The following is a 19,203-nucleotide window of genomic DNA, read 5'->3' as shown; positions in this document are numbered from 1 at the left end:
CCTTACACGTTACGCAGCAGCGACACGTAGTGGCGTGTCACCGCAGTCAGATCGTCGCCTTCCAGCGGAAATTCAATACCGCGCGCTGCCTGTGCGGGCAACTGTTGCAGCAGTGTGCGCCAGTGGTCATCAGCCTCATCCAGCGCAATCGCACGGTAGCTATCCTGGTGCGCCACGGCGGCTTTGACATGCACATAGCCCACCTGCGCAGCCAGCTGTTGCGCCGCCTGATCGGCATCCTCACCGGTCCAGCACCAGTTACCCATATCAAAGGTCATGCTGATCGGCAGATCCGCTTCCCTGACCGCCGTGAAAAAGGCGACTGACGGAGCCAGTCGGCCATGCTCAGTCTGGTCGTTTTCTACCGTCAGCTGAAATGGCAGATCCGCCAGCAGCGCCTGCAACGCTTCGCGAGGCAGCGCACCGGTGAACTCTCCCAGCGCCACTTTCAGCCGCTGAGCGTTTAACTGGCGTGCTTCTTCAACGTAGTGGGTTATACGGGGATTGATTTCGCCGCCGTCACAAAACAGCGTATCGGGCACCGAATAGCTGCTGTGCAGCTGATGCTGCGCCACCGCCCGGGCCAGTGCCGGCAGATCGGCCAGTGCCGCGTCATCAAGCAGTTCGCGGCGGATTTCGACCCCGTCTGCGCCCGCCTGCTGGATAATCGGCAGCAGCGCACGCTGACCGCCGAGAGCGGCGATCTGTGCGTGGCCATATGCGGCGGTCACCACGATGATGTCAGGTTTCATGTTCTACTCCATGGCAGGGTTCTGCCCATAACGAATACAAAAACCCTAAATGGAACCGGTTCCAAAGCAAAGCAGCAAACTGTGAAATTATGATCGTGCTCACGAAGCGAGCACGTAAACGGAAGGTTAAATCTGAAATTCAGTTAAGAGGCTGGCTGGAGCCGCGAACGATAAGTTCGCCAGAGAAGACCTGCTCGGCAACCGGCAATCCGCTGCCTTCGATGCGCGTAATCAGTCGTTCCAGCGCACTGTAGCCAATCTGCCAGGTGGGCTGTTTCAGCGTGGTGATACCGACACCGGCCAGCGCCGCCCACTCCAGTTCGTCAAAACCGAGCAGGCCGATATCGCGGCCCCAGTGCAGATTGAGTCTTTGTAGCGATCGCGCTACCTGCAGGGTCAGCGCCCCGTTGGCGACCATCACTGCGCAACGTTTGCCGGTGTGACGCTGATGAAAGGCCAGCAGCGCCTGATCCAGCGCGGCGGGCTGATGCAGCGCCACTTCCGTATTCTCATGCTCAACCTGCGGATGCTCTGCCAATAGCTGGCGGAAGGCCTGCAGGCGCTCACGGCGCGTGTTGACGCTGCCCAGCGGCTCGCTAAGAAACAGCAGCGCATCATAGCCATTGTCGACCAGATGCCGCGTTGCCGTTTCAGCTGCCTCGGCGTTATTCAGGCCCACCACATCGCAGGGAAAATCGGGGATTTTACGGTCAATCAGCACCATCGGCAGCAGGGATTGTTGCAGATGGTTCAGCACCTCTTCGCGCATCCCGACTGCGTTTACCACAATGCCCTCAACCTGATAGCTGCTCAGCAATTGCAGATAGTGCTGCTCCAGATCCACTTCGTTATTGGTGTTACACATCAGCAGCGTGAAGCCCTGCTCGCGGCAGGCAGCTTCAATACCGCTCATGACATCAACAGAATAGGGATTGGTGATATCGGCGATAATCAGCCCGATCAGGCGGGTACGTCCGCGCTTCAGGCCGCGCGCCATCTGACTCGGGCGATAGCTGAGATCAGCAATAGCCTGTTCGATCCGCGCTTTCAGACCGGCAGAGAGCAGATGCAGTTCACCATTGAGATAGCGTGAAACGCTGGTTTTACCGGTTCGTGCCGCGTGAGCAACATCGCTGATGGTGGCGCGAGGCGGCCTGATTTTCATGAGATATCCTGCGTAATAAGAAACCCGGCAGAGACTAGCACAAGCAAAGCCCGGCGCAAAAAGCGCTACGCCGGTAATTGCAGCCAGGGTTGCCACAGGGTCTGTAACGTTTCCGGCGGTGCGCCATCAATCAGCCGGATGACCATTTCAGCCACCTGTTCACCGGCCTGATGCGGCGTCGCCTGGCGAATGGCGACAATGGGATGATCGAGAATCGCATCTCGCGGCAATCCTTCCCAGCCCGCCAGCAGAATGGCACCCTCGCCCGCTGCACGCCCCGCCAGTTGCAGCGCCAGAGCCGCGCCTTCAGCCAGCGCAGCGCAGTCGGTGATGATCACTTCCGGTACTGGCCCCTCTGCCAGCCACTCCCGGGTTTGCTGATAGCCGGCGCGACGCGACGGTGCCACCGCCGCCATCGCGTAAGGCGTAACTTCCCCCAGCGCCGTCAGATAACCCTGACGCCGGTCACGCACCCGCGTACTGTTTTCATTGCTGCCAAGCCAGGCTATCCGCTGCCGTCCCTGCGCCAGCGACCAGCCCACCGCCAGCTGTGAACCGGCAAGGTGATCAACATCAAACCACGCATAGGTCGATGGCAGATCGCTGCGGCCCAGCGCCAGAAAACGAAAATTGGTCTGGAGCAGAGCATGAAGCCGACTGTCTTCTGGCGTGGTGTGGCCGACGATCAGGGCATCAACGGCGCCACTGCGCAGCAGGCGTGTCAGCGTCGCCTGACTCTGCTGCTTATCCGCCAGCAACAGCAGGTTAATGTCATAACGGGCAAGGTAATGCTCCAGCGCCAGCAGCATGTCGCTGAAGTCGCTGCCATTCAGGGGAGAGGCGCCGATCGGGTAGACGAACCCCACCGCGTTAGCACGGCCGGTTTTCAGACGCCGGGCCGCCGCATTAGGCCGATAACCACGCCGCTGCGCTTCCTCTTCGATGCGTTTACGCGTCTCCTGAGCGACATCCTGATAACCATTGAGGGCGCGGCTGACGGTCGTTACGGAAAGACCTAAAACCGTAGCGATGGCTTTAAGAGACATGGGAAGGCGTCCATTGATCAATTTTTGATCAGACTACCATAAAGCCTCTGCTGGCTCTATTCGCAGAAACATTACTGATACTTTTAACGCGATGCTTTACAGAAAAAAGGCGCCCCCGGGCGGGGGCGACCGCGTTTATCCCAGCGGGCTGAGCGTGATCTCAACACGACGATTTTGCGCTTTGCCTGCTTCGGTGCTGTTGCTGGCAACCGGGTTATCCGGGCCTGCGCCCTGCGTGCGCAGGCGGTCGCTGGCAACACCCTGCACGATCAACGCGCTGGCGACGCTTTCAGCACGCTGCTGTGACAGACGCGTGTTCAGCGCGCGGGTGCCGGTGCTGTCGGTATAACCCACTACGTTTACCGCGGTTTTCGGATACTCTTTCAGCACCATTGAAACACCTGTCAGTGTGTTCGCGCCGGCAGGTTTCAGATTGCTGCTGCTGGAGTCGAAGGTGACATTGTTTGGCATATTCAGGACGATGTTATCGCCATTACGGGTCACGCTGACGCCCGTACCGCGCATCTTGTCGCGCAGTTTCGCTTCCTGCACATCCATGTAGTAGCCCACGCCACCGCCCAGTGCGGCTCCGCCTGCAGCACCAATCAGCGCACCTTTACGGCGATCTTTCTTCGACGAGGAGAGTACGCCGACACCGGCACCCACTAACGCACCCAGGCCTGCGCCCACACCTGACTTACCCGCCTGAGATTCGCCGGTGTAAGGATTGGTGGTACAACCTGGCAGGGCCAGACTGCCGCTTAATAACAAGGTGATGGCGATTAATTTCTTCTGCATTTTTGTTCCCTTACATTCGACACACAGGGGAAAACCTTTCCCATAAGTGGCACGATTATGCCGCCTGGTGGCCGGGAATGTAGTGAGGAAAAATCCTGATTTAGCGGGAATTACGCCTTTTGGTTGTCAGGATGGCAAAAACAGTTGCTCTGATGATCGTTTATCAGCCCGCAGGCCTGCATAAAGGAGTAGCAGATTGTGGGGCCGATGAATTTGAAACCACGCTGCTTTAGCGCCTTCGAGAGCGCAATGGCCTGCTCTGACGTGGTGGGAGCCTGGCTATAGTCAGGATAATGGTGAACGATTTGCACGTTATCGACAAATTGCCAGACGAAGTGGCTGAAATCCTCCCCTTTTGCTTCCATCTGGAGATAAGCACGGGCGTTGGCGATAATCGCCGCGATTTTTCCGGCGTGGCGGATAATGCCGCTGTTGAGCATCAGCGTGTCGATCTCTGCCGCATCCATCAACGCTATGGCCTGCGGATCAAACTGGTGAAACGCCGCCCGATAGTTTTCCCGCTTTTTCAGCACGGTAATCCAGGATAACCCCGCCTGCTGTCCTTCCAGACAGAGCATCTCAAACAGCGCACGCTTGTCTCTCTGTGCCACACCCCACTCCCTGTCGTGATAAGCCAGATAGAGGGGATCCTGCGTTACCCAACCACATCGTTGCATCGCTTTGTTCCTTTATAACGAGAATATTTTAGCGGTCCGCTTGATCTTAGAATTAATCGGTTGATAGTTAAACGATCACCGGTTAAATAACAGAGACGGGCCGAAATTTAATTTAAACGCCGGATAATAACTTCAGCCTTGCCTGGAGAAGCGATGTTGCCGAGAAGCGGTTGGAAAGGTCTGCGGATCTGCTGTGCTGTATGGCTGTTAATCTTAACGCAACCGACTTTTGCGCGCGGCGGCATCTCTGCGCCTCAACATCCCGACTTTCTGCCCGACTACGATACGATTCTGGCGGAGAAGATCGCCCTGACGCCACTCGCCTTCAGCGATGAGAGCCGCGCCCTGTTTGAAGCCGCCATCAACTCTCCCACCGCGTCACCCATCGCCGTCCACAGTGAAACCGGCAGCGTAGGCACCACCCCGCTGGGAAAACGCTATCGGGCTGGGGTTGACCTGCCCATTGCCCCGTCATTTACCACCGGGCCGGTGGCGCAGTATGCCGTTGATCCGCAGCAGATGAACTGTCTGCAATGTGACTACAGCGATCAGCAGAGTCGTGAGCAGAGCGCCAGCGTCGGCTGGCGCATCGATTCACAGCAGGGATGGATATCGCCCTGGGCGCAGCTGAGTTATCACTATCTGCTGGCAGACACGCCGCAGAATCCCCGGCGTGAGGCGACGAACGGCACCGATCAGTCCGAAGGCATCGATCTGAGCATCGGTGCACAAGTGCCTCTGAACGATAATCTGGCGGCTTTCGCCGCGTTTTCACAAAGCGAAGCGCTGAATAACCAGGAGCAGCAACTTTATACCTTTGGCTTCAGCGCCAGCTTCTGACCGGGGCATGAAAAGAGAAAGGGAATCGGGCGTTTAAAATATAATGAGTCCGCTAATCATTATACTGGTAACACTATGCGCAACGATTTGACAATTATTGGCCGTGAAATGACGGTCTTCATACTGGCAGCACTCTTTCTCGCTCTGATGATATTGCCCATCTATATTGATGTGGCCTGGATGAATGATGCGCTGCACGAAACTTCTTTTACTGAAACCACCCAGGAAATCATGCTGGCGGTGATTGCCGCCCTGTTCTTTATTGCGGCCCAGCGCCGTCCGGCTCAGCGCGGCGCGCTGACCTTAGTGGCGGGCTTCTATAGCTGTATGCTGATCCGTGAGCTCGACTTTGTGTTTGATGCTATCCAGCATGGCAGCTGGATCTGGTTCGCCCTGGCGGTGACGGCCGGTTGTCTGGCCGTCGCGCTGCGAACGCCGAAAAAAACCCTGCATGCGCTGGCCAGGCTGCTGCAGCACCGCAGCTGGCCGGTGATGGCCTCCGGCTTTTTAGTGGTGCTGGTCTTCTCACGACTGTTTGGTATTCATGCGTTGTGGCAGCACCTGATGCTGGGAGATTACAACCGCGTGGTGAAAAACATGGCCGAAGAGGGCACCGAACTGCTGGGTTACGGCCTGTGCTGGCTGGCCTCGGTTCGCTATCTATGGCAGACCCGTCCGGCCGCCGCGGCCGTCAGCGTGCACGCCACCGAATCTGCACCGGCCCGTCACGCCACTTCTCCGGTCACCTCGCACTGATCCGCACTCTTGCTTTTTAAGCGATCCGCATCATTAAAAAAGGTACAATAAACACTTCTGCGTCGGCGACGGGTTCCCGGCGCAAGGTGTTCGTTAACCTCAGGTCTTTTCATGTCAGCTAAAATCTTAACTTCAACGCTCATTGGCCTGGATGCCTTCCGACAGGATCCGCTGACTGCCCTGCAGCAGGCGGAAAAGGGCACGCTGGCGGTGTTAGATAATTATGCGCCGGTGATGTACGCCATCACACCTAAGCGTCTGGCTGAGCTGCTGGCGCTGGAAGCCGCCGCCCGGCAGCCGAATGATGTGGCGCTGGATGACAGCCTGTATGACGATTCCCCCGCCGCGATCCACACGCCGGCTGGTAAGTTCGCCATGTATCAGGGCTGGCAGCCGGATGCCGACTTTACGCGCCAGGCCGCGATCTGGGGTGTGGCGCTGGGTGAACCGGTGACCCCCAGCGAGCTGGCGGCCTTTGTGGCTTACTGGCAGGCGGAAGGCCGGATGTTCCATCATGTACAGTGGCAACAGAAACTGGCACGCAGCATTCAGATGAACCGTGCCGCAAACGGCGGGCAACCGAAGCGTGATATCACGCAGTTGCCCGATCCTGACCGTACCATTCCCGATGGTTTCCGAGGTGAATGATGAAAACGCCAAACGATCTCTTTAACCGTCTGAAAAAAATGATGCCCGCAGGCACACGTCCTAAATTTGCCAATGGCGAAGAGCTACTGGCGTGGAATCAGGAGCAGGGTCGCCTGCGATCAGAGGCGATTGTGCGTGAGAATCGCGCAATGAAAATGCAGCGCGTAATGGGCCGTTCCGGCATTCGCGAGCTGCATATGAACTGCTCATTTGATAATTACCGGGTAGAGAATGAGGGACAGCGCAAGGCGCTGGAACTGGCGCGTCAGTATGCCGCTGAATTTGATGGCAGCATCGCCAGTTTTGTCTTTTCAGGCCGTCCCGGCACCGGTAAAAACCATCTGGCCGCCGCGATTGGCAACGACCTGATCCTGCGCGGTAAAAGCGTGCTGATCGTGACGGTTGCTGATTTGATGTCGAGCATGAAGGGCACCTTCAGCGGCAGCAGCGGCATTACCGAAGAGCGGCTGATTCAGGATCTCAGCAGTGTTGATTTGCTGGTGATTGATGAGATCGGTATGCAGAGTGAATCGCGCTACGAAAAAGTGATTATTAACCAGATTGTCGATCGCCGATCCTCCTCGAAACGCCCGACCGGCATGTTATCCAACCTCGACCATGCGGGCATGAATACGCTGCTGGGCGAACGTGTCATGGACCGTATGCGCCTTGGCAACAGCCTGTGGGTGCGCTTCGACTGGGAAAGCTATCGCAGTCGGGTACGCGGCGACGAATATTAAACAGTGACCCGGCAGCGCTGAGTCAGGATCATTCCGACGTTCGGCCGTTGGTGCAGCAGAAAAACCCGGCGTTAATCCCACGATCTGATCGCGGTCACGATCTTAGCCACAGGCGATCGGGTTGTGTGAAACCGCCCGCAAAAGTGTGGGATGTGGAATACGTATGGGCTGATACACTCAATTCTTACTCCTCTGTTGAGTGAACCCGTAATGAAAACGAACGGCAAAGGCCCTGCACTACTGCGACTGAATAACCAGAAACGGGTGATGACTCAGCTGCGTAAGCTGCGCGTGACGTCGCGTCAGGATCTGGCGGAGGCGCTGACACTCAGCAAAAATACCGTCTCCTTAATCATTGATGACCTGCTGGAGCAGGGTCTGATAGAGGAGCTGGGGCCGGTCAGCGTCGCGTCCGCCGGACGGCCTAAAATCGGGATTACCCTGCGACCGGAAAAGCTCAAGAGCGCAGGCATCATGGTGGAACGCAACGTTATCCACTGGCGGGTCTGCGACTATTTTTCACAGGTGCTGGCTGAAAAGACGCTGCGCACCGATACCAGTAACCCGACCCGACTGCTGGCTGAGCTGGCGATGCTGTGCCGGGAACTGATGAAAAGCTATCCTGATTTGCTCGGCATTGGCCTGGGTTTTCCCGGTATCGTCGATCCCCGGCGCGGCTGGATGCATATTTCATTGCCCCTCGAATGGCAGGATGTTGACCTGCTGGGCGCGCTGAGTAAGCACGTCAGTCTCCCCATCCGCATTATGAATAATGTCAAAGCCGCTGCGCTGCTGGCGGTACAGCTACGTGGATTATCTGTGGAGAGCGGTCACTTTTATCTGCGTATTTCCGAGGGAATTGGCGGCGCACTGGTACAGCATGGCGAAGTATTTACCGGGCACAGCTGGACGGCGGGCGAGGCGGGACATCTGGTTGTCCAGCCCGACGGCCCGCGTTGCAGCTGTGGCCGCCGCGGTTGCCTGGAAGCGCTGGTCAGCCAGCCTGCGGTTAAACAGCAGCTGGCGCAGCGTCAGCCTGGCCTGAGCTGGCAGAACCGCGACAGCGCGCCACGGGTGGTGGATGAGGTGATGGCGCAGGCGGGTGGCTATCTGGGTGCGGCGCTGAGTCAGATTATGCTGCTGCTCAATCCCGCCACCATCATCATTGATTGTCCGTGGAACGCCAGTGAAGTCTTCTGCAAGGCGGTGCGCACTACCGCACACGGCAACGCGCTGGCCTTTACCGCCGCACATACCCTGCTGCACTTTCCTGAGCAGCGGATCGATCCGGCCAACGGGCTGGCGCTGGCGGTGCTGGAGCAGAGTGAGCAGCGGATGATCTAGTGGCTCAAGCCGCCCTGATTCATCCGGTATCCATCCACCTCAGACTGAACGCTTCCTGCTACAACACATTCTCCCCAAAATGCTGGCGATACTCTTTTGGCGTGGTGTCGTAGCTTTTGCGGAAGACCGAATAGAAGTATTGCAGCGAAGGATAGCCGCACATCTGCGATATCTCGTTGATGTTGAGCGATGAAGAGGCCAGCAGTTCGCGCGCTTTTTCCAGTTTTTCACGGTGGATCATCGCATGGAGGGTGTCGCCGGTCTCATCCCGAAAGCGTTTTTCCAGATTAGAGCGCGACAGCCCGACTGCATCCAGCACCTGCTCCACTTTAATCCCCTTACAGGCGTTGAAGCGGATGTAGTGCATCGCCTGAATCACCGCCGGATCGCGCAGCGAGCGGAAGTCGGTAGAGCGCCGGGCGATGACTTTCACCGGCGGTACCAGAATGCGCTGAAGCGGTAAGGGCTGCTTATCCAGCAGCCGATGCAGCAGTTTGGCCGCCTGATAGCCCATCTGTCGCGAGCCCTGCGCCACGGACGAGAGCGCCACGCGTGACAGATAGCGGGTCAGCTCCTCATTATCAATCCCGATCACCGTAAGCTTCTCCGGCACCGGTATTTTCAGGTGTTCGCACGCCTGCAGCAGGTGTCGCGCCCGTGAATCCGTGACGGCGATAATGCCGGTTTGCGGCGGCAGTGTCTGCAGCCAGTCGGCGAGACGGTTCTGGGCGTGCTGCCAGTTTTCCGGCGCGGTTTCCATGCCCTGATAGACCACGCCCTGATAGCGCTCACGTCCCACCAGCTGGCGAAACGCCTGTTCACGCTCCTGTGCCCAGCGCTTGCCGCTGGAGACCGGTAAACCATAAAAGGCGAAGCGGTTAATGCCCTTCTCTTTCAGATGCAGAAAGGCTTTCTCCACCAGCGCGGCGTTGTCAGTGGCAATGTAGTGCACCGGCGGATAATCCTCCTGCCGGTGGTAAGAGCCGCCAACGCCGACAATCGGCACGGAGACATTCGACAGCAGGGTTTCGATAGAGCGATCGTCGTAATCGGCGATCACCCCATCGCCCAGCCACTCCCGGATGTTGTCGATGCGGCAGCGGAAATCTTCTTCGATGAAGATATCCCAGTCAGTCTGCGAAGCCTGCAGATACTCACCGACGCCCTCCACAACCTGACGGTCATACACTTTGTTGGCGTTAAACAGCAGGGTAATGCGATAGCGTTTCTCATGCATGATGGCGCGTTCCCTTAAATCCTCAGCGCATTGCATAACACGGCTGAAAGGGGCAAAAAAATTGTTTGCGCCACAATGTGATCGCCCGCGCGATTACACCCGACGCCGCGTTGCCGTATCCATCCACACCGCCAGCAGCAGAATCGCGCCTTTGACGATGTACTGCCAGAAAGTCGGCACATCCATCATGCTCATGCCGTTATCCAGCGAGGCCATAATAAACGCCCCCATGACTGCGCCCGCAACCGAACCTACGCCACCCGCCAGGCTGGTGCCGCCGATGACACAGGCGGCGATAGCGTCGAGTTCCGCAATGTTACCCGCCGACGGCGAGCCTGCGCCCAGTCGTGAACTGAGGATCAGCCCGGCAATCGCCACCATCACACCGTTGATGGCAAACACCGCCAGCTTGGTGCGCGCCACGTTAATGCCAGACAGGCGCGCAGCATCAATGTTGCCGCCGATGGCGTAGATACGACGGCCAAAAGCAGTGCGGGTTGCCATAAACATGCCCGCCAGCAACAGCACGGCCAGCAGTAACACTGGCGTTGGCACGCCGCGATAGTCGTTGAGCAACCAGATGGCACCCAGCACTAAGATGGCGGTGATCGCCTGACGCCCGACGGTGCCGCTGGCTGCGCCCTGCGCCAGTCCGAGCTGCTGACGACGCAGCCGCAGCCGCCACTGCCACAACATAAACAACGCCAGACCGGCAAAGCCAAAGCCGAAACCGACGCCGCCCGGCAGATAACTCTGACCAATCTGCGACATGCCTGGCGTGATCGGCGCAACCGTAGTGCCATCGGTAATTCCGACCAGAATACCGCGGAAAGCCAGCATTCCCGCCAGCGTCACGATAAACGAAGGCACTTTACGGTAGGCCACCCACCAGCCATTCCACGTGCCAAGCAGTAATCCCATCACCAGCGTCACCACGATGGTCAGCGGCAGCGGCCAGCCGAGCCAGACGTCGAATATCGCCGCCGCGCCACCCAGCAGGCCCATCATGGAACCTACTGACAGGTCGATCTCCGCCGAGATAATCACGAACACCATACCCACGGCCAGAATGCCGGTGATGGCGGTCTGACGCAGCAGGTTGGAGACGTTACGCGCACTGAGCCACGAGCCGTCTGTGGTCCAGGTAAAGAACAGGGCAATCAGCACAATTGCGCCCAGCATCACCAGAACCTGCAGATTAGGCAGTGTGAACCTGCCCGGTGACGGTTTGCCCGGCGTGCCGGAGAGGCGGCTTTGGGTACTTTCACTTTTAAGCATAATGTTCACTCCGCAGGGCAGCTTCCATCACCTGCTCCTGAGTCAGGTTATCGTTAATCAAATCGGCTTTGATCTGCCCTTCATGCATCACCAGCACCCGATCGCTCAGGCCCAGCACTTCCGGAAGCTCAGAGGAAATCACAATCACCGCGATACCCTGCTGAACCAGCGCATTGATCAGCAGGTAGATCTCCTGACGTGCGCCCACATCAATGCCGCGCGTCGGTTCATCGAGGATCAGGATTTTTGGATTGAGCAGCAGACATTTCGCCAGAATCGCTTTCTGCTGGTTGCCGCCGCTTAAACGGCCAATCGGCAGTTCTGATGAGGAGGTTTTCACCCGCAGCCGACCGATCGCGTCATTGATCGCCTGCTGCTCCTGCGCTTCATCCAGCGTTGAGAGTCGGTGGCTGAACTGGTCCAGCGCCGCCAGGGTAATATTTTTGCCCACCGCCATCAGCGGCACGATGCCATCTTTTTTACGATCTTCCGGCACCATCGCGATGCCGTGCGCAATGGCGGCGCGGCAATCGGTGATGTTGACCTGTTTGCCATTGATCCAGATATCGCCCTGCCAGCGCCCCGGCCAGACGCCAAACAGACATTGGACTGTCTCAGTCCTGCCCGCGCCCACCAGCCCGGCGATGCCGAGGATTTCACCGCGTCTGAGCGAGAACGAGACATTGTTAACGCGGCGGATGTGGCGGTTAACCGGATGCCAGGCGGTGAGGTTTTCAACTTTCAGTATCACGTCGCCAATCTGATGCGGCGCGTGGGGATAGAGCGCGGTCAGCTCGCGTCCCACCATCATGGTGATGATGTCATCTTCGCTCAGGCCCGCTGCCGGACGGGTAGCAATATGCTGGCCGTCACGAATCACGCAGATGGTATCGGAGATCGCCTTAACCTCATTCAGCTTGTGCGAGATGTAGATGCAGGCAATGCCGTGTTCACGCAGATTGCGGATGATGCCGAGCAGCACGTCCGTTTCCTGCTCCGTCAGGGAAGAGGTCGGCTCATCCAGAATCAGCAGCCGGACCTGTTTGTTAAGGGCGCGGGCAATCTCCACCAGTTGCTGCTGCCCAAGGCCTAACTCACCGACCCGGGTGGCGGGAGAAACGTTCAGCCCGACCCGCGCCAGCAGTTGCTGGCAGCGCAGGGTCATGGTTTCATCATCCACCATGCCGAAACGTCTCAGTTCGGCACCGAGGAAAATGTTCTCCATCACCGTCAGTTGCCGCACCAGCGCCAGCTCCTGATGAATAATCACAATGCCTTTACGCTCGGTATCGCGAATGGTCTGCGCCTGAATGTCGTCGCCAGAGAAGTGAATCTGCCCTTCAAAATCGCCGTGCGGATAGAGTCCGCACAGGATTTTCATCAGCGTCGATTTGCCTGATCCATTCTCACCACACAGCGACATCACTTCGCCCGCCTCAAGTTGCAGGCTGACATCATTCAGCGCCTTCACGGCACCGAAACGCTTGGTGATATTTTTCATTTCCAGCAGCATCGACTGTTCTCCCTCACGCTATGCGCAGTCAGAGTTCGCTCTGTTTGTGGAAACCGTCTTTCACCACGGTGCTTTCAATATTGTCTTTGTTGACCGGAATCGGCTTCAGCAGCCGTGACGGAACCTCTTTCAGACCATTGTTAAGCGTGCTGTTGCTGGCAGGTGTTTTGCCCTCGCCCAGTTCGACGGCAATTTTCGCCGCTTCGGTGGCGAGCTCAGTGATCGGTTTGTAAACCGTCATGGTCTGGGTGCCCGCTTTGATACGCTTAATGGCTGCCAGATCGGCATCCTGACCGGAGATCGCCACTTTTCCTGCAAGCCCCTGCGCGCTCAGCGCCTGAATCGCGCCGCCTGCGGTGGCATCGTTAGAGGCCACCACCGCATCGATATGGTTGCCGTTGGCGGTCAGGGCATTTTCCATAATTTTCAGGGCATTTTCCGGCAGCCAGGCATCGACCCACTGGTCGCCAACAATTTTAATGCTGCCGTTATCAATATAGGGTTTTAACACCTTCATCTGTCCGGCACGGAACAGGCGTGCGTTATTATCCACAGGCGATCCGCCCATTAAAAAATAGTTGCCCTTAGGCACCTGTTTCACAATGCTCTCGGCCTGAAGCTCGCCCACTTTTTCATTATCGAAAGAGATATAAAAGTCGATATCGGCATTATTTATCATTCGGTCATACGCCAGCACTTTAATGCCTTCCCGTTTCGCTTCAGCGACAACATTACTCAATACCTGACCGTTGTAAGGAATAATCACCAGCACATCGACACCGCGATTGATCATATTTTCAATCTGCGACATCTGTGTCTCTTCGTTGCCGTTGGCTGACTGAACAAACACCTTCGCGCCCAGCGTCTCAGCCTGTTTTACGAAAATGTCGCGGTCTTTCTGCCAGCGTTCGAGTCGCAAATCGTCAATCGCCATGCCGATCTTCACTTCTTTTGCCACGCTGGTCTGGCTGAACAGCGCCAGCGCCGCACAGGCGGCGAGCAGTGCATGTTTCATCTTCATTGTGATCATCCTGTAGGTTGAGGCTATTGTCGTTTCAGGCCTATAAACCAGGCGGATGAATTGTTGCCCTTATTTTCCTGTTACAGCAATTACTGATTTTTATCCGGCTATTACGTTTTTTGGTTTATTTCATTTTTTATGAGCGCGATCGAGGTTTCATCTTTTTCGGACAAGAGAGCGATAATGATAAACCACCCCGTAAAGAACATTATTTTGCGAGCCAGCGCACAAATAATAATTATCTGACACCCGTAGTGAAATATCGTAATTGAGCTGAGGCAGCAGCCAATATCAAATATTGCTTCAACGCAGGCCATTCGGGTACTGATGCTAAGGAGCAAACCATGCACGCTTATTTCGATCAGATCGATCGGGTTCGTTATGAAGGCACCCAGTCGACTCATCCTCTCGCTTTCCGCCACTACAATCCCGATGAGGTGATCCTCGGCAAGACCATGGCGGAGCATCTGCGCTTTGCCGCCTGTTACTGGCACACCTTCTGCTGGAATGGCGCGGATATGTTTGGTGTCGGCGCTTTTGATCGTCCGTGGCAGAAAAGCGGAGATGCGCTGCAGCTGGCAAAACTGAAAGCGGATGTGGCCTTTGAGTTTTTCCACAAGCTGAATGTGCCGTGGTACTGCTTCCATGACGTTGATGTCTCACCAGAAGGCGATTCGCTGCACAGCTACAAAGAGAATTTTGCCGCCATGACCGATAAACTGCTGGAGAAACAGCAGGAGACCGGCGTGAAACTGCTGTGGGGCACAGCCAACTGCTTTACCCATCCACGCTACGGAGCCGGGGCTGCCACCAATCCCGATCCTGAAGTTTTTGCCTGGGCAGCGACGCAGGTCTGCAGCGCCATGCAGGCGACCAAAACCCTGGGCGGCGAAAACTATGTGTTGTGGGGCGGACGCGAAGGGTACGAAACTCTGCTGAATACCGATCTGCGCCAGGAGCGCGAGCAGATTGGCCGCTTTATGCAGATGGTGGTCGAGCACAAACACAAAATTGGCTTTCAGGGAACGCTGCTAATTGAACCGAAACCGCAGGAGCCGACCAAACATCAGTATGACTATGATGTCGCGACGGTTTATGGCTTCCTGAAACAGTTCGGACTGGAGAAAGAGATCAAGGTTAACGTTGAGGCGAACCACGCCACGCTGGCGGGTCACTCTTTCCATCATGAAATTGCGACGGCCATTGCGCTGGGCATTTTTGGTTCAGTGGATGCCAACCGCGGCGATCCGCAGTGCGGCTGGGATACCGATCAGTTCCCGGTCAGCGTGGAAGAGAATGCGCTGGTGATGTACGAAATCCTCAAGGCGGGCGGCTTTACCACTGGCGGCTTAAACTTTGATGCCAAAGTGCGTCGTCAGAGCACTGATAAATATGATCTCTTTTACGGTCATATTGGCGCGATGGATACCATGGCGCTGGCGCTGAAAGTCGCCGCTCGCATGATCAGCGACGGTGAACTCGATAAGCGTGTGGCACAGCGCTACAGCGGCTGGAATGGTGAGTTCGGCCAGCAAATTTTGAAAGGCGAGTTTTCACTGGAGGCGCTGGCGGCGCATGCTCAGCAGCAGCAGCTCAATCCGCAGCATCAGAGCGGACGTCAGGAGCAGCTGGAAAATCTGGTAAATCACTACCTGTTTGATTTCTAACCCCTCAGGAGCAGAGCATGTTTATCGGGATCGATTTAGGCACCTCTGGCGTCAAAGTGGTGCTGATGGATGCACAAGGCAACGTGGTGGCGACGGAAACAGCGCCGCTGCAGGTTTCGCGTCCGCAGCCATTGTGGAGCGAACAGGATCCCGAAAGCTGGTGGCAGGCGCTGGATTTGGCCATGCAGGCGCTGAGCGCGCAGCAGGATCTGCGCGCGGTGCAGGCCATCGGGCTGAGCGGACAGATGCATGGTGCAACGCTGCTCAACAGTGCAAACCAGGTATTACGAACGGCCATGCTCTGGAATGATGGGCGCAGCGAGGCGCAGTGCCGTGAGCTGGAACAGAAGGTGCCGGATTCGCGGGCGATCACCGGCAACCTGATGATGCCCGGCTTCACGGCTCCCAAGCTGCTGTGGGTTCAGCAATATGAACCGGCAATATTCAGTCAGATCGCTCACGTGCTGTTGCCCAAAGATTACCTGCGCTGGCGATTGAGTGGCGACTTCGCCACCGATATGTCAGATGCAGCAGGCACGATGTGGCTGGATGTGGCGCGGCGTGACTGGAGCGATGCGATGCTGCGCGCCTGCGACCTCAGCCGCGATCAGATGCCGCAACTCTATGAGGGCAATGCCCTGACCGGCACCTTACATGCCGAACTGGCCACACGCTGGAAGATGAACGCCGTGCCGCTGGCGGCGGGCGGTGGCGACAATGCTGCGGGTGCGATTGGTGTCGGCATGACCGAACCGGGCCAGGGCATGCTGTCGCTGGGTACGTCGGGCGTCTACTTCGTGGTGAGCGACGGCTATCTCAGCAATCCGCAGCGCGCGGTACACAGCTTCTGTCATGCGTTACCCCAGCGCTGGCATCTGATGTCGGTGATGCTCAGCGCAGCCTCCTGTCTGGACTGGGCAGCGACGCTGACCGGTTGCAGAGATGTTCCTGAGCTGCTGGCTGAAGCTGAACGCGCACGCGATGACCTGCCCGGGCTGTGGTTTCTGCCCTATCTTTCCGGTGAGCGCACGCCGCACAATAACCCGAATGCCCGGGGTGCTTTCTTTGGCTTTACCCACCAGCATGGCCGTCCCGAGCTGGCGAGATCGGTGCTGGAAGGCGTAGGGTTTGCGCTGGCGGAGGGCATGGACGCGCTGCACGACTGTGGCGTTCAGCCAAAGAGCATTATGTTGATCGGCGGCGGCGCACGCAGTGCACTGTGGCGTCAGATGCTGGCAGACATCAGCGGCCAGACGCTGGATTACTGCCATGGCGGGGAGGTTGGCCCGGCGCTGGGGGCCGCCAGGCTGGCACAGCAGGCGCTGGATGCAGAGGTCACCGTGCCGACGCCGGTTCTGGTGCAGCGACACCAGCCGGATCCGGCCCGGGTAGCGCACTACCAGCCACGTCGTGAGACCTTTGCGACGCTGTATCAACAGCTCCTGCCGCTGATGAAGTAAACCTGTGAGAACGCTCCGCCTGTTATGGATTTAAATCGCCTGTTAACGGATCCCCCTGCCATGTAATGCCAGGGGGGTAATGAAGGCAGAACAGGTGATCGTGAGCCATATTACTGACCCGGAATGGCCGGGATGACACTTACCCAGCCATACCATCACGGCAGCATCAGCCAATCGCGCCCAGCGTATCTTCCTGACCCTGTTTCTTCGGCAGCAGGAACAGCGTCGCCGCAATATCCAGCAGATAAATCAGCGCCAGCAGGGTAATCGCCGCCGTAAACGAGAACTGGCTCGCCAGCAGACCAATCACCACCGGGCCGAAGCCGCCCACACCGCGGCCAAGGTTGAACAGGACGTTTTGCGCGGTGGCACGCACCTGCGGCGGAAAAGTATCGGAAATCAGCGCGCCATAACCGCCAATCATGCCGTTAACAAACATCCCCATGATCGCGCCAGTAAATAACATGATGTTCGGGTCGCGCAGCTGAGCATACACCACCACCATCACTACTGCGCCAAACTGATAGAGCAGGAAGATTTTCCAGCGTGCGAAGCGGTCGGCCAGTACGCCAAACAGCCAGATGCCAAAGGTCATCCCGACCACGGTCACCGCGGTCCAGAGGCCCGACTTCGTCAGGCTGAAGCCAAAGCTGGAGGAGAGGTAACTCGGCATCCAGATCATCAGCCCGTAGTAACCAAAGTTCTGTACTGAACAGAGGATAAAAATGCCCAGGCTGGCTTTGGCGGTGGCGCGATCGCGCACCAGCAGTTTCAGGCGCGCCGGAAAAGAGAGTGACGGCACATGTTTAACCTGCCGTTGATACGCCTCCGGTTCACCCATGCCGCGACGAATGGCAAACGAGACCAGCGCAGGCAACAAGCCGACCAGAAACATGCCGCGCCAGCCGATGATAGTCAGCAGCGGCGGTGTGATAAAGGCCGCCATCAGCACCCCGAGTTGCCAGCCGATGCCAACCCACGCTGATGCGCGATTACGCTTCTCCGCCGGCCAGGCTTCGGCAATCAGCGCCATGCCGATACCAAATTCGCCACCCAGACCGACACCCGCCAGCGTTCGCCAGGCGAGCAGATCCCAGTAGCCCTGCGCCACCGCGCACAGGCCGGTAAAGACCGAGAAGACCAGAATCGTGACGGTGAGCATGCGGATGCGGCCATAGCGGTCGCTGAGATGACCAAATACGATGCCACCGATAACCGCGCCAATCAGCGTCCAGGTCACCAGCGATCCCGCCTGTGATGGGTTGAGCGCCAGCGAAACACTGATAGCCGGCAGCATAAAGCCGAGTATCAGCAGGTCAAATCCATCCATGGCATAACCGCTGACCGCAGCCAGCATCGCTTTGCCTGGCGTTACGCCGGGCTTAGATTGGGGAGAAGGGGACATCGTTGCGCACCTCATAAAGAAAAGTGCCGCAATTATAGAGAGAGTTCAGGATGTGACCAATTGAAAAGGCTTATCCCTGCGCCGATCAGGCGCAGGAAGAAGATTTATCAGGAAGGTCTGTTGCTGCCGTCATCGCCCGACAGTAATTCATCGAGCCGGTCACCGCCAACGTGACGGAAATCCTGACCTTTGACGAAATAGAAGATGATTTCGCAGATATTCTGGCAACGATCGCCGATACGCTCAATGGCGCGGGCACAGAACAGCGCCGTCAGCACGCTGGGAATGGTGCGCGGATCTTCCATCATGTAGGTCATCAGCTGGCGCACAATGCCTTCGTACTCTTTATCCACCTTTTTATCTTCACGGTAGATAGTGATCGCTTCGTTGAGATCCATGCGTGCAAAAGCGTCCAGCACATCATGCAGCATCTGTACGGTGTGACGACCCAGCGACTCAAGGCTGACCAGCAGCGGCAAATGCTGCTGACCAAACTTCTCCAGCGCCGTGCGGCTGATCTTCTCCGCCACGTCGCCAATCCGTTCCAGCTCAGAAATGGCTTTGATGATCGCCATCACCAGTCGCAAATCGATCGCGGTTGGCTGACGTTTGGCGATGATGCGCACGCAGGCTTCATCAATCTCCACTTCCATCATATTGACCTTCTGGTCACCGTCGATCACCCGCTGCGCCAGTTCGCCATCCAGATTATGCATGGCGGTAATCGCATCGGTCAGTTGCTGCTCGACCATACCGCCCATGATCATCACCTGGGTACGGATATGCTCCAGCTCGGCATTGAACTGACCGGAGATGTGCTTATTCAGATTAAGATTATCCATGTCGATCTCCTGTC

General features: G+C 57.3%; 18 protein-coding genes. 7 read left to right on the top strand and 11 right to left on the bottom strand.

Annotation, left to right across the window (positions count from 1 at the left end):
* Nucleotides 1–2 precede the first annotated feature (2 nt).
* The 5 genes from PAG01S_RS16640 to PAG01S_RS16620 form a co-directional block, all read right to left on the bottom strand.
* Nucleotides 3–752 carry a hypothetical protein gene (locus PAG01S_RS16640; protein WP_033773196.1) on the bottom strand — a complete coding sequence of 250 codons (750 nt, stop codon included), beginning with the start codon at nucleotides 750–752 and terminating at the stop codon, nucleotides 3–5.
* Between the two features lie 139 nt (nucleotides 753–891).
* Nucleotides 892–1,917 carry a LacI family DNA-binding transcriptional regulator gene (locus PAG01S_RS16635; protein WP_010258906.1) on the bottom strand — a complete coding sequence of 342 codons (1,026 nt, stop codon included), beginning with the start codon at nucleotides 1,915–1,917 and terminating at the stop codon, nucleotides 892–894.
* A 65-nt stretch (nucleotides 1,918–1,982) separates the two neighbouring features.
* On the bottom strand, nucleotides 1,983–2,963 hold the full coding sequence (locus tag PAG01S_RS16630; protein WP_062759431.1) for a LacI family DNA-binding transcriptional regulator: 981 nt from the start codon (nucleotides 2,961–2,963) through the stop codon (nucleotides 1,983–1,985).
* 135 nt (nucleotides 2,964–3,098) lie between these two features.
* The gene (locus PAG01S_RS16625) at nucleotides 3,099–3,761 is read right to left on the bottom strand and encodes an OmpA family lipoprotein (RefSeq protein WP_033768418.1); all 663 of its coding nucleotides are present in this window, start codon (nucleotides 3,759–3,761) and stop codon (nucleotides 3,099–3,101) included.
* A 110-nt stretch (nucleotides 3,762–3,871) separates the two neighbouring features.
* A complete protein-coding gene (locus PAG01S_RS16620) occupies nucleotides 3,872–4,438 on the bottom strand; it encodes a DNA-3-methyladenine glycosylase I (RefSeq protein ID WP_045139480.1) in 567 nt (188 codons plus the stop codon).
* Between the two features lie 153 nt (nucleotides 4,439–4,591).
* On the opposite strand from PAG01S_RS16620, the gene PAG01S_RS16615 reads away from it, so the two are divergent.
* The 5 genes from PAG01S_RS16615 to PAG01S_RS16595 all read left to right on the top strand — a co-directional run bounded on the left by PAG01S_RS16615 (nucleotide 4,592) and on the right by PAG01S_RS16595 (nucleotide 8,766).
* Nucleotides 4,592–5,278 (top strand): autotransporter, encoded by a 687-nt coding sequence (locus tag PAG01S_RS16615; protein WP_010258902.1) that lies wholly within the window; start codon nucleotides 4,592–4,594, stop codon nucleotides 5,276–5,278.
* Nucleotides 5,279–5,353: 75 nt separating this feature from the next.
* Nucleotides 5,354–6,034 carry a hypothetical protein gene (locus tag PAG01S_RS16610; RefSeq protein ID WP_010671597.1) on the top strand — a complete coding sequence of 227 codons (681 nt, stop codon included), beginning with the start codon at nucleotides 5,354–5,356 and terminating at the stop codon, nucleotides 6,032–6,034.
* Nucleotides 6,035–6,145: 111 nt separating this feature from the next.
* Nucleotides 6,146–6,682, top strand: a complete 537-nt coding sequence (gene dnaT / locus PAG01S_RS16605) for a primosomal protein DnaT (protein WP_033780812.1) — start codon at nucleotides 6,146–6,148, stop codon at nucleotides 6,680–6,682.
* Complete coding sequence (gene dnaC / locus PAG01S_RS16600; protein ID WP_010258898.1) at nucleotides 6,682–7,422, top strand: replicative helicase loader DnaC; 741 nt, start codon at nucleotides 6,682–6,684, stop codon at nucleotides 7,420–7,422. Before dnaT ends, dnaC begins: the two co-directional genes overlap by 1 nt.
* A gap of 210 nt (nucleotides 7,423–7,632) precedes the next feature.
* Nucleotides 7,633–8,766 (top strand): ROK family transcriptional regulator, encoded by a 1,134-nt coding sequence (locus PAG01S_RS16595; RefSeq protein ID WP_022624794.1) that lies wholly within the window; start codon nucleotides 7,633–7,635, stop codon nucleotides 8,764–8,766.
* 58 nt (nucleotides 8,767–8,824) lie between these two features.
* Here the strand turns inward: PAG01S_RS16595 and xylR are convergent, their stop codons facing one another.
* The 4 genes from xylR to xylF form a co-directional block, all read right to left on the bottom strand.
* Nucleotides 8,825–10,003: a D-xylose utilization transcriptional activator XylR gene (gene xylR, locus PAG01S_RS16590; protein ID WP_010672192.1), complete on the bottom strand. Its 1,179-nt coding sequence runs from the start codon at nucleotides 10,001–10,003 to the stop codon at nucleotides 8,825–8,827.
* 93 nt (nucleotides 10,004–10,096) lie between these two features.
* A complete protein-coding gene (gene xylH, locus PAG01S_RS16585; RefSeq protein WP_062759430.1) occupies nucleotides 10,097–11,281 on the bottom strand; it encodes a xylose ABC transporter permease XylH in 1,185 nt (394 codons plus the stop codon).
* A complete protein-coding gene (locus PAG01S_RS16580) occupies nucleotides 11,274–12,794 on the bottom strand; it encodes a xylose ABC transporter ATP-binding protein (protein ID WP_062759429.1) in 1,521 nt (506 codons plus the stop codon). Before PAG01S_RS16580 ends, xylH begins: the two co-directional genes overlap by 8 nt.
* Before the next feature lie 28 nt (nucleotides 12,795–12,822).
* Complete coding sequence (xylF, locus tag PAG01S_RS16575; protein ID WP_010258888.1) at nucleotides 12,823–13,815, bottom strand: D-xylose ABC transporter substrate-binding protein; 993 nt, start codon at nucleotides 13,813–13,815, stop codon at nucleotides 12,823–12,825.
* A 344-nt stretch (nucleotides 13,816–14,159) separates the two neighbouring features.
* Between xylF and xylA the strand changes: the two genes are divergently transcribed.
* Both xylA and xylB read left to right on the top strand, forming a co-directional pair.
* A complete protein-coding gene (gene xylA, locus PAG01S_RS16565) occupies nucleotides 14,160–15,482 on the top strand; it encodes a xylose isomerase (RefSeq protein ID WP_010258886.1) in 1,323 nt (440 codons plus the stop codon).
* Between the two features lie 17 nt (nucleotides 15,483–15,499).
* Nucleotides 15,500–16,942: a xylulokinase gene (gene xylB / locus PAG01S_RS16560; protein WP_062759427.1), complete on the top strand. Its 1,443-nt coding sequence runs from the start codon at nucleotides 15,500–15,502 to the stop codon at nucleotides 16,940–16,942.
* Between the two features lie 166 nt (nucleotides 16,943–17,108).
* Here the strand turns inward: xylB and PAG01S_RS16555 are convergent, their stop codons facing one another.
* Nucleotides 17,109–18,347 carry an MFS transporter gene (locus tag PAG01S_RS16555; protein WP_010258883.1) on the bottom strand — a complete coding sequence of 413 codons (1,239 nt, stop codon included), beginning with the start codon at nucleotides 18,345–18,347 and terminating at the stop codon, nucleotides 17,109–17,111.
* Nucleotides 18,348–18,454: 107 nt separating this feature from the next.
* A complete protein-coding gene (gene phoU, locus PAG01S_RS16550; RefSeq protein WP_010258881.1) occupies nucleotides 18,455–19,189 on the bottom strand; it encodes a phosphate signaling complex protein PhoU in 735 nt (244 codons plus the stop codon).
* Nucleotides 19,190–19,203 lie beyond the last annotated feature (14 nt).

The organism is Pantoea agglomerans NBRC 102470, from assembly GCF_001598475.1.
GTDB lineage: Bacteria > Pseudomonadota > Gammaproteobacteria > Enterobacterales > Enterobacteriaceae > Pantoea > Pantoea agglomerans.
The sequence above is the reverse complement of the archived record's forward strand: the minus strand, read 5'-3'. Positions and strand labels throughout refer to the sequence as shown.

What these genes read in the sequence shown, in the direction of transcription:
- PAG01S_RS16640 (WP_033773196.1), bottom strand. Translation starts at nt 752, where the DNA reads ATGAAACCTGACATCATCGTGGTGACCGCCGCATATGGCCACGCACAG.
- PAG01S_RS16635 (WP_010258906.1), bottom strand. Translation starts at nt 1,917, where the DNA reads ATGAAAATCAGGCCGCCTCGCGCCACCATCAGCGATGTTGCTCACGCG.
- PAG01S_RS16630 (WP_062759431.1), bottom strand. Translation starts at nt 2,963, where the DNA reads ATGTCTCTTAAAGCCATCGCTACGGTTTTAGGTCTTTCCGTAACGACC.
- PAG01S_RS16625 (WP_033768418.1), bottom strand. Translation starts at nt 3,761, where the DNA reads ATGCAGAAGAAATTAATCGCCATCACCTTGTTATTAAGCGGCAGTCTG.
- PAG01S_RS16620 (WP_045139480.1), bottom strand. Translation starts at nt 4,438, where the DNA reads ATGCAACGATGTGGTTGGGTAACGCAGGATCCCCTCTATCTGGCTTAT.
- PAG01S_RS16615 (WP_010258902.1), top strand. Translation starts at nt 4,592, where the DNA reads ATGTTGCCGAGAAGCGGTTGGAAAGGTCTGCGGATCTGCTGTGCTGTA.
- PAG01S_RS16610 (WP_010671597.1), top strand. Translation starts at nt 5,354, where the DNA reads ATGCGCAACGATTTGACAATTATTGGCCGTGAAATGACGGTCTTCATA.
- dnaT (WP_033780812.1), top strand. Translation starts at nt 6,146, where the DNA reads ATGTCAGCTAAAATCTTAACTTCAACGCTCATTGGCCTGGATGCCTTC.
- dnaC (WP_010258898.1), top strand. Translation starts at nt 6,682, where the DNA reads ATGAAAACGCCAAACGATCTCTTTAACCGTCTGAAAAAAATGATGCCC.
- PAG01S_RS16595 (WP_022624794.1), top strand. Translation starts at nt 7,633, where the DNA reads ATGAAAACGAACGGCAAAGGCCCTGCACTACTGCGACTGAATAACCAG.
- xylR (WP_010672192.1), bottom strand. Translation starts at nt 10,003, where the DNA reads ATGCATGAGAAACGCTATCGCATTACCCTGCTGTTTAACGCCAACAAA.
- xylH (WP_062759430.1), bottom strand. Translation starts at nt 11,281, where the DNA reads ATGCTTAAAAGTGAAAGTACCCAAAGCCGCCTCTCCGGCACGCCGGGC.
- PAG01S_RS16580 (WP_062759429.1), bottom strand. Translation starts at nt 12,794, where the DNA reads ATGCTGCTGGAAATGAAAAATATCACCAAGCGTTTCGGTGCCGTGAAG.
- xylF (WP_010258888.1), bottom strand. Translation starts at nt 13,815, where the DNA reads ATGAAGATGAAACATGCACTGCTCGCCGCCTGTGCGGCGCTGGCGCTG.
- xylA (WP_010258886.1), top strand. Translation starts at nt 14,160, where the DNA reads ATGCACGCTTATTTCGATCAGATCGATCGGGTTCGTTATGAAGGCACC.
- xylB (WP_062759427.1), top strand. Translation starts at nt 15,500, where the DNA reads ATGTTTATCGGGATCGATTTAGGCACCTCTGGCGTCAAAGTGGTGCTG.
- PAG01S_RS16555 (WP_010258883.1), bottom strand. Translation starts at nt 18,347, where the DNA reads ATGTCCCCTTCTCCCCAATCTAAGCCCGGCGTAACGCCAGGCAAAGCG.
- phoU (WP_010258881.1), bottom strand. Translation starts at nt 19,189, where the DNA reads ATGGATAATCTTAATCTGAATAAGCACATCTCCGGTCAGTTCAATGCC.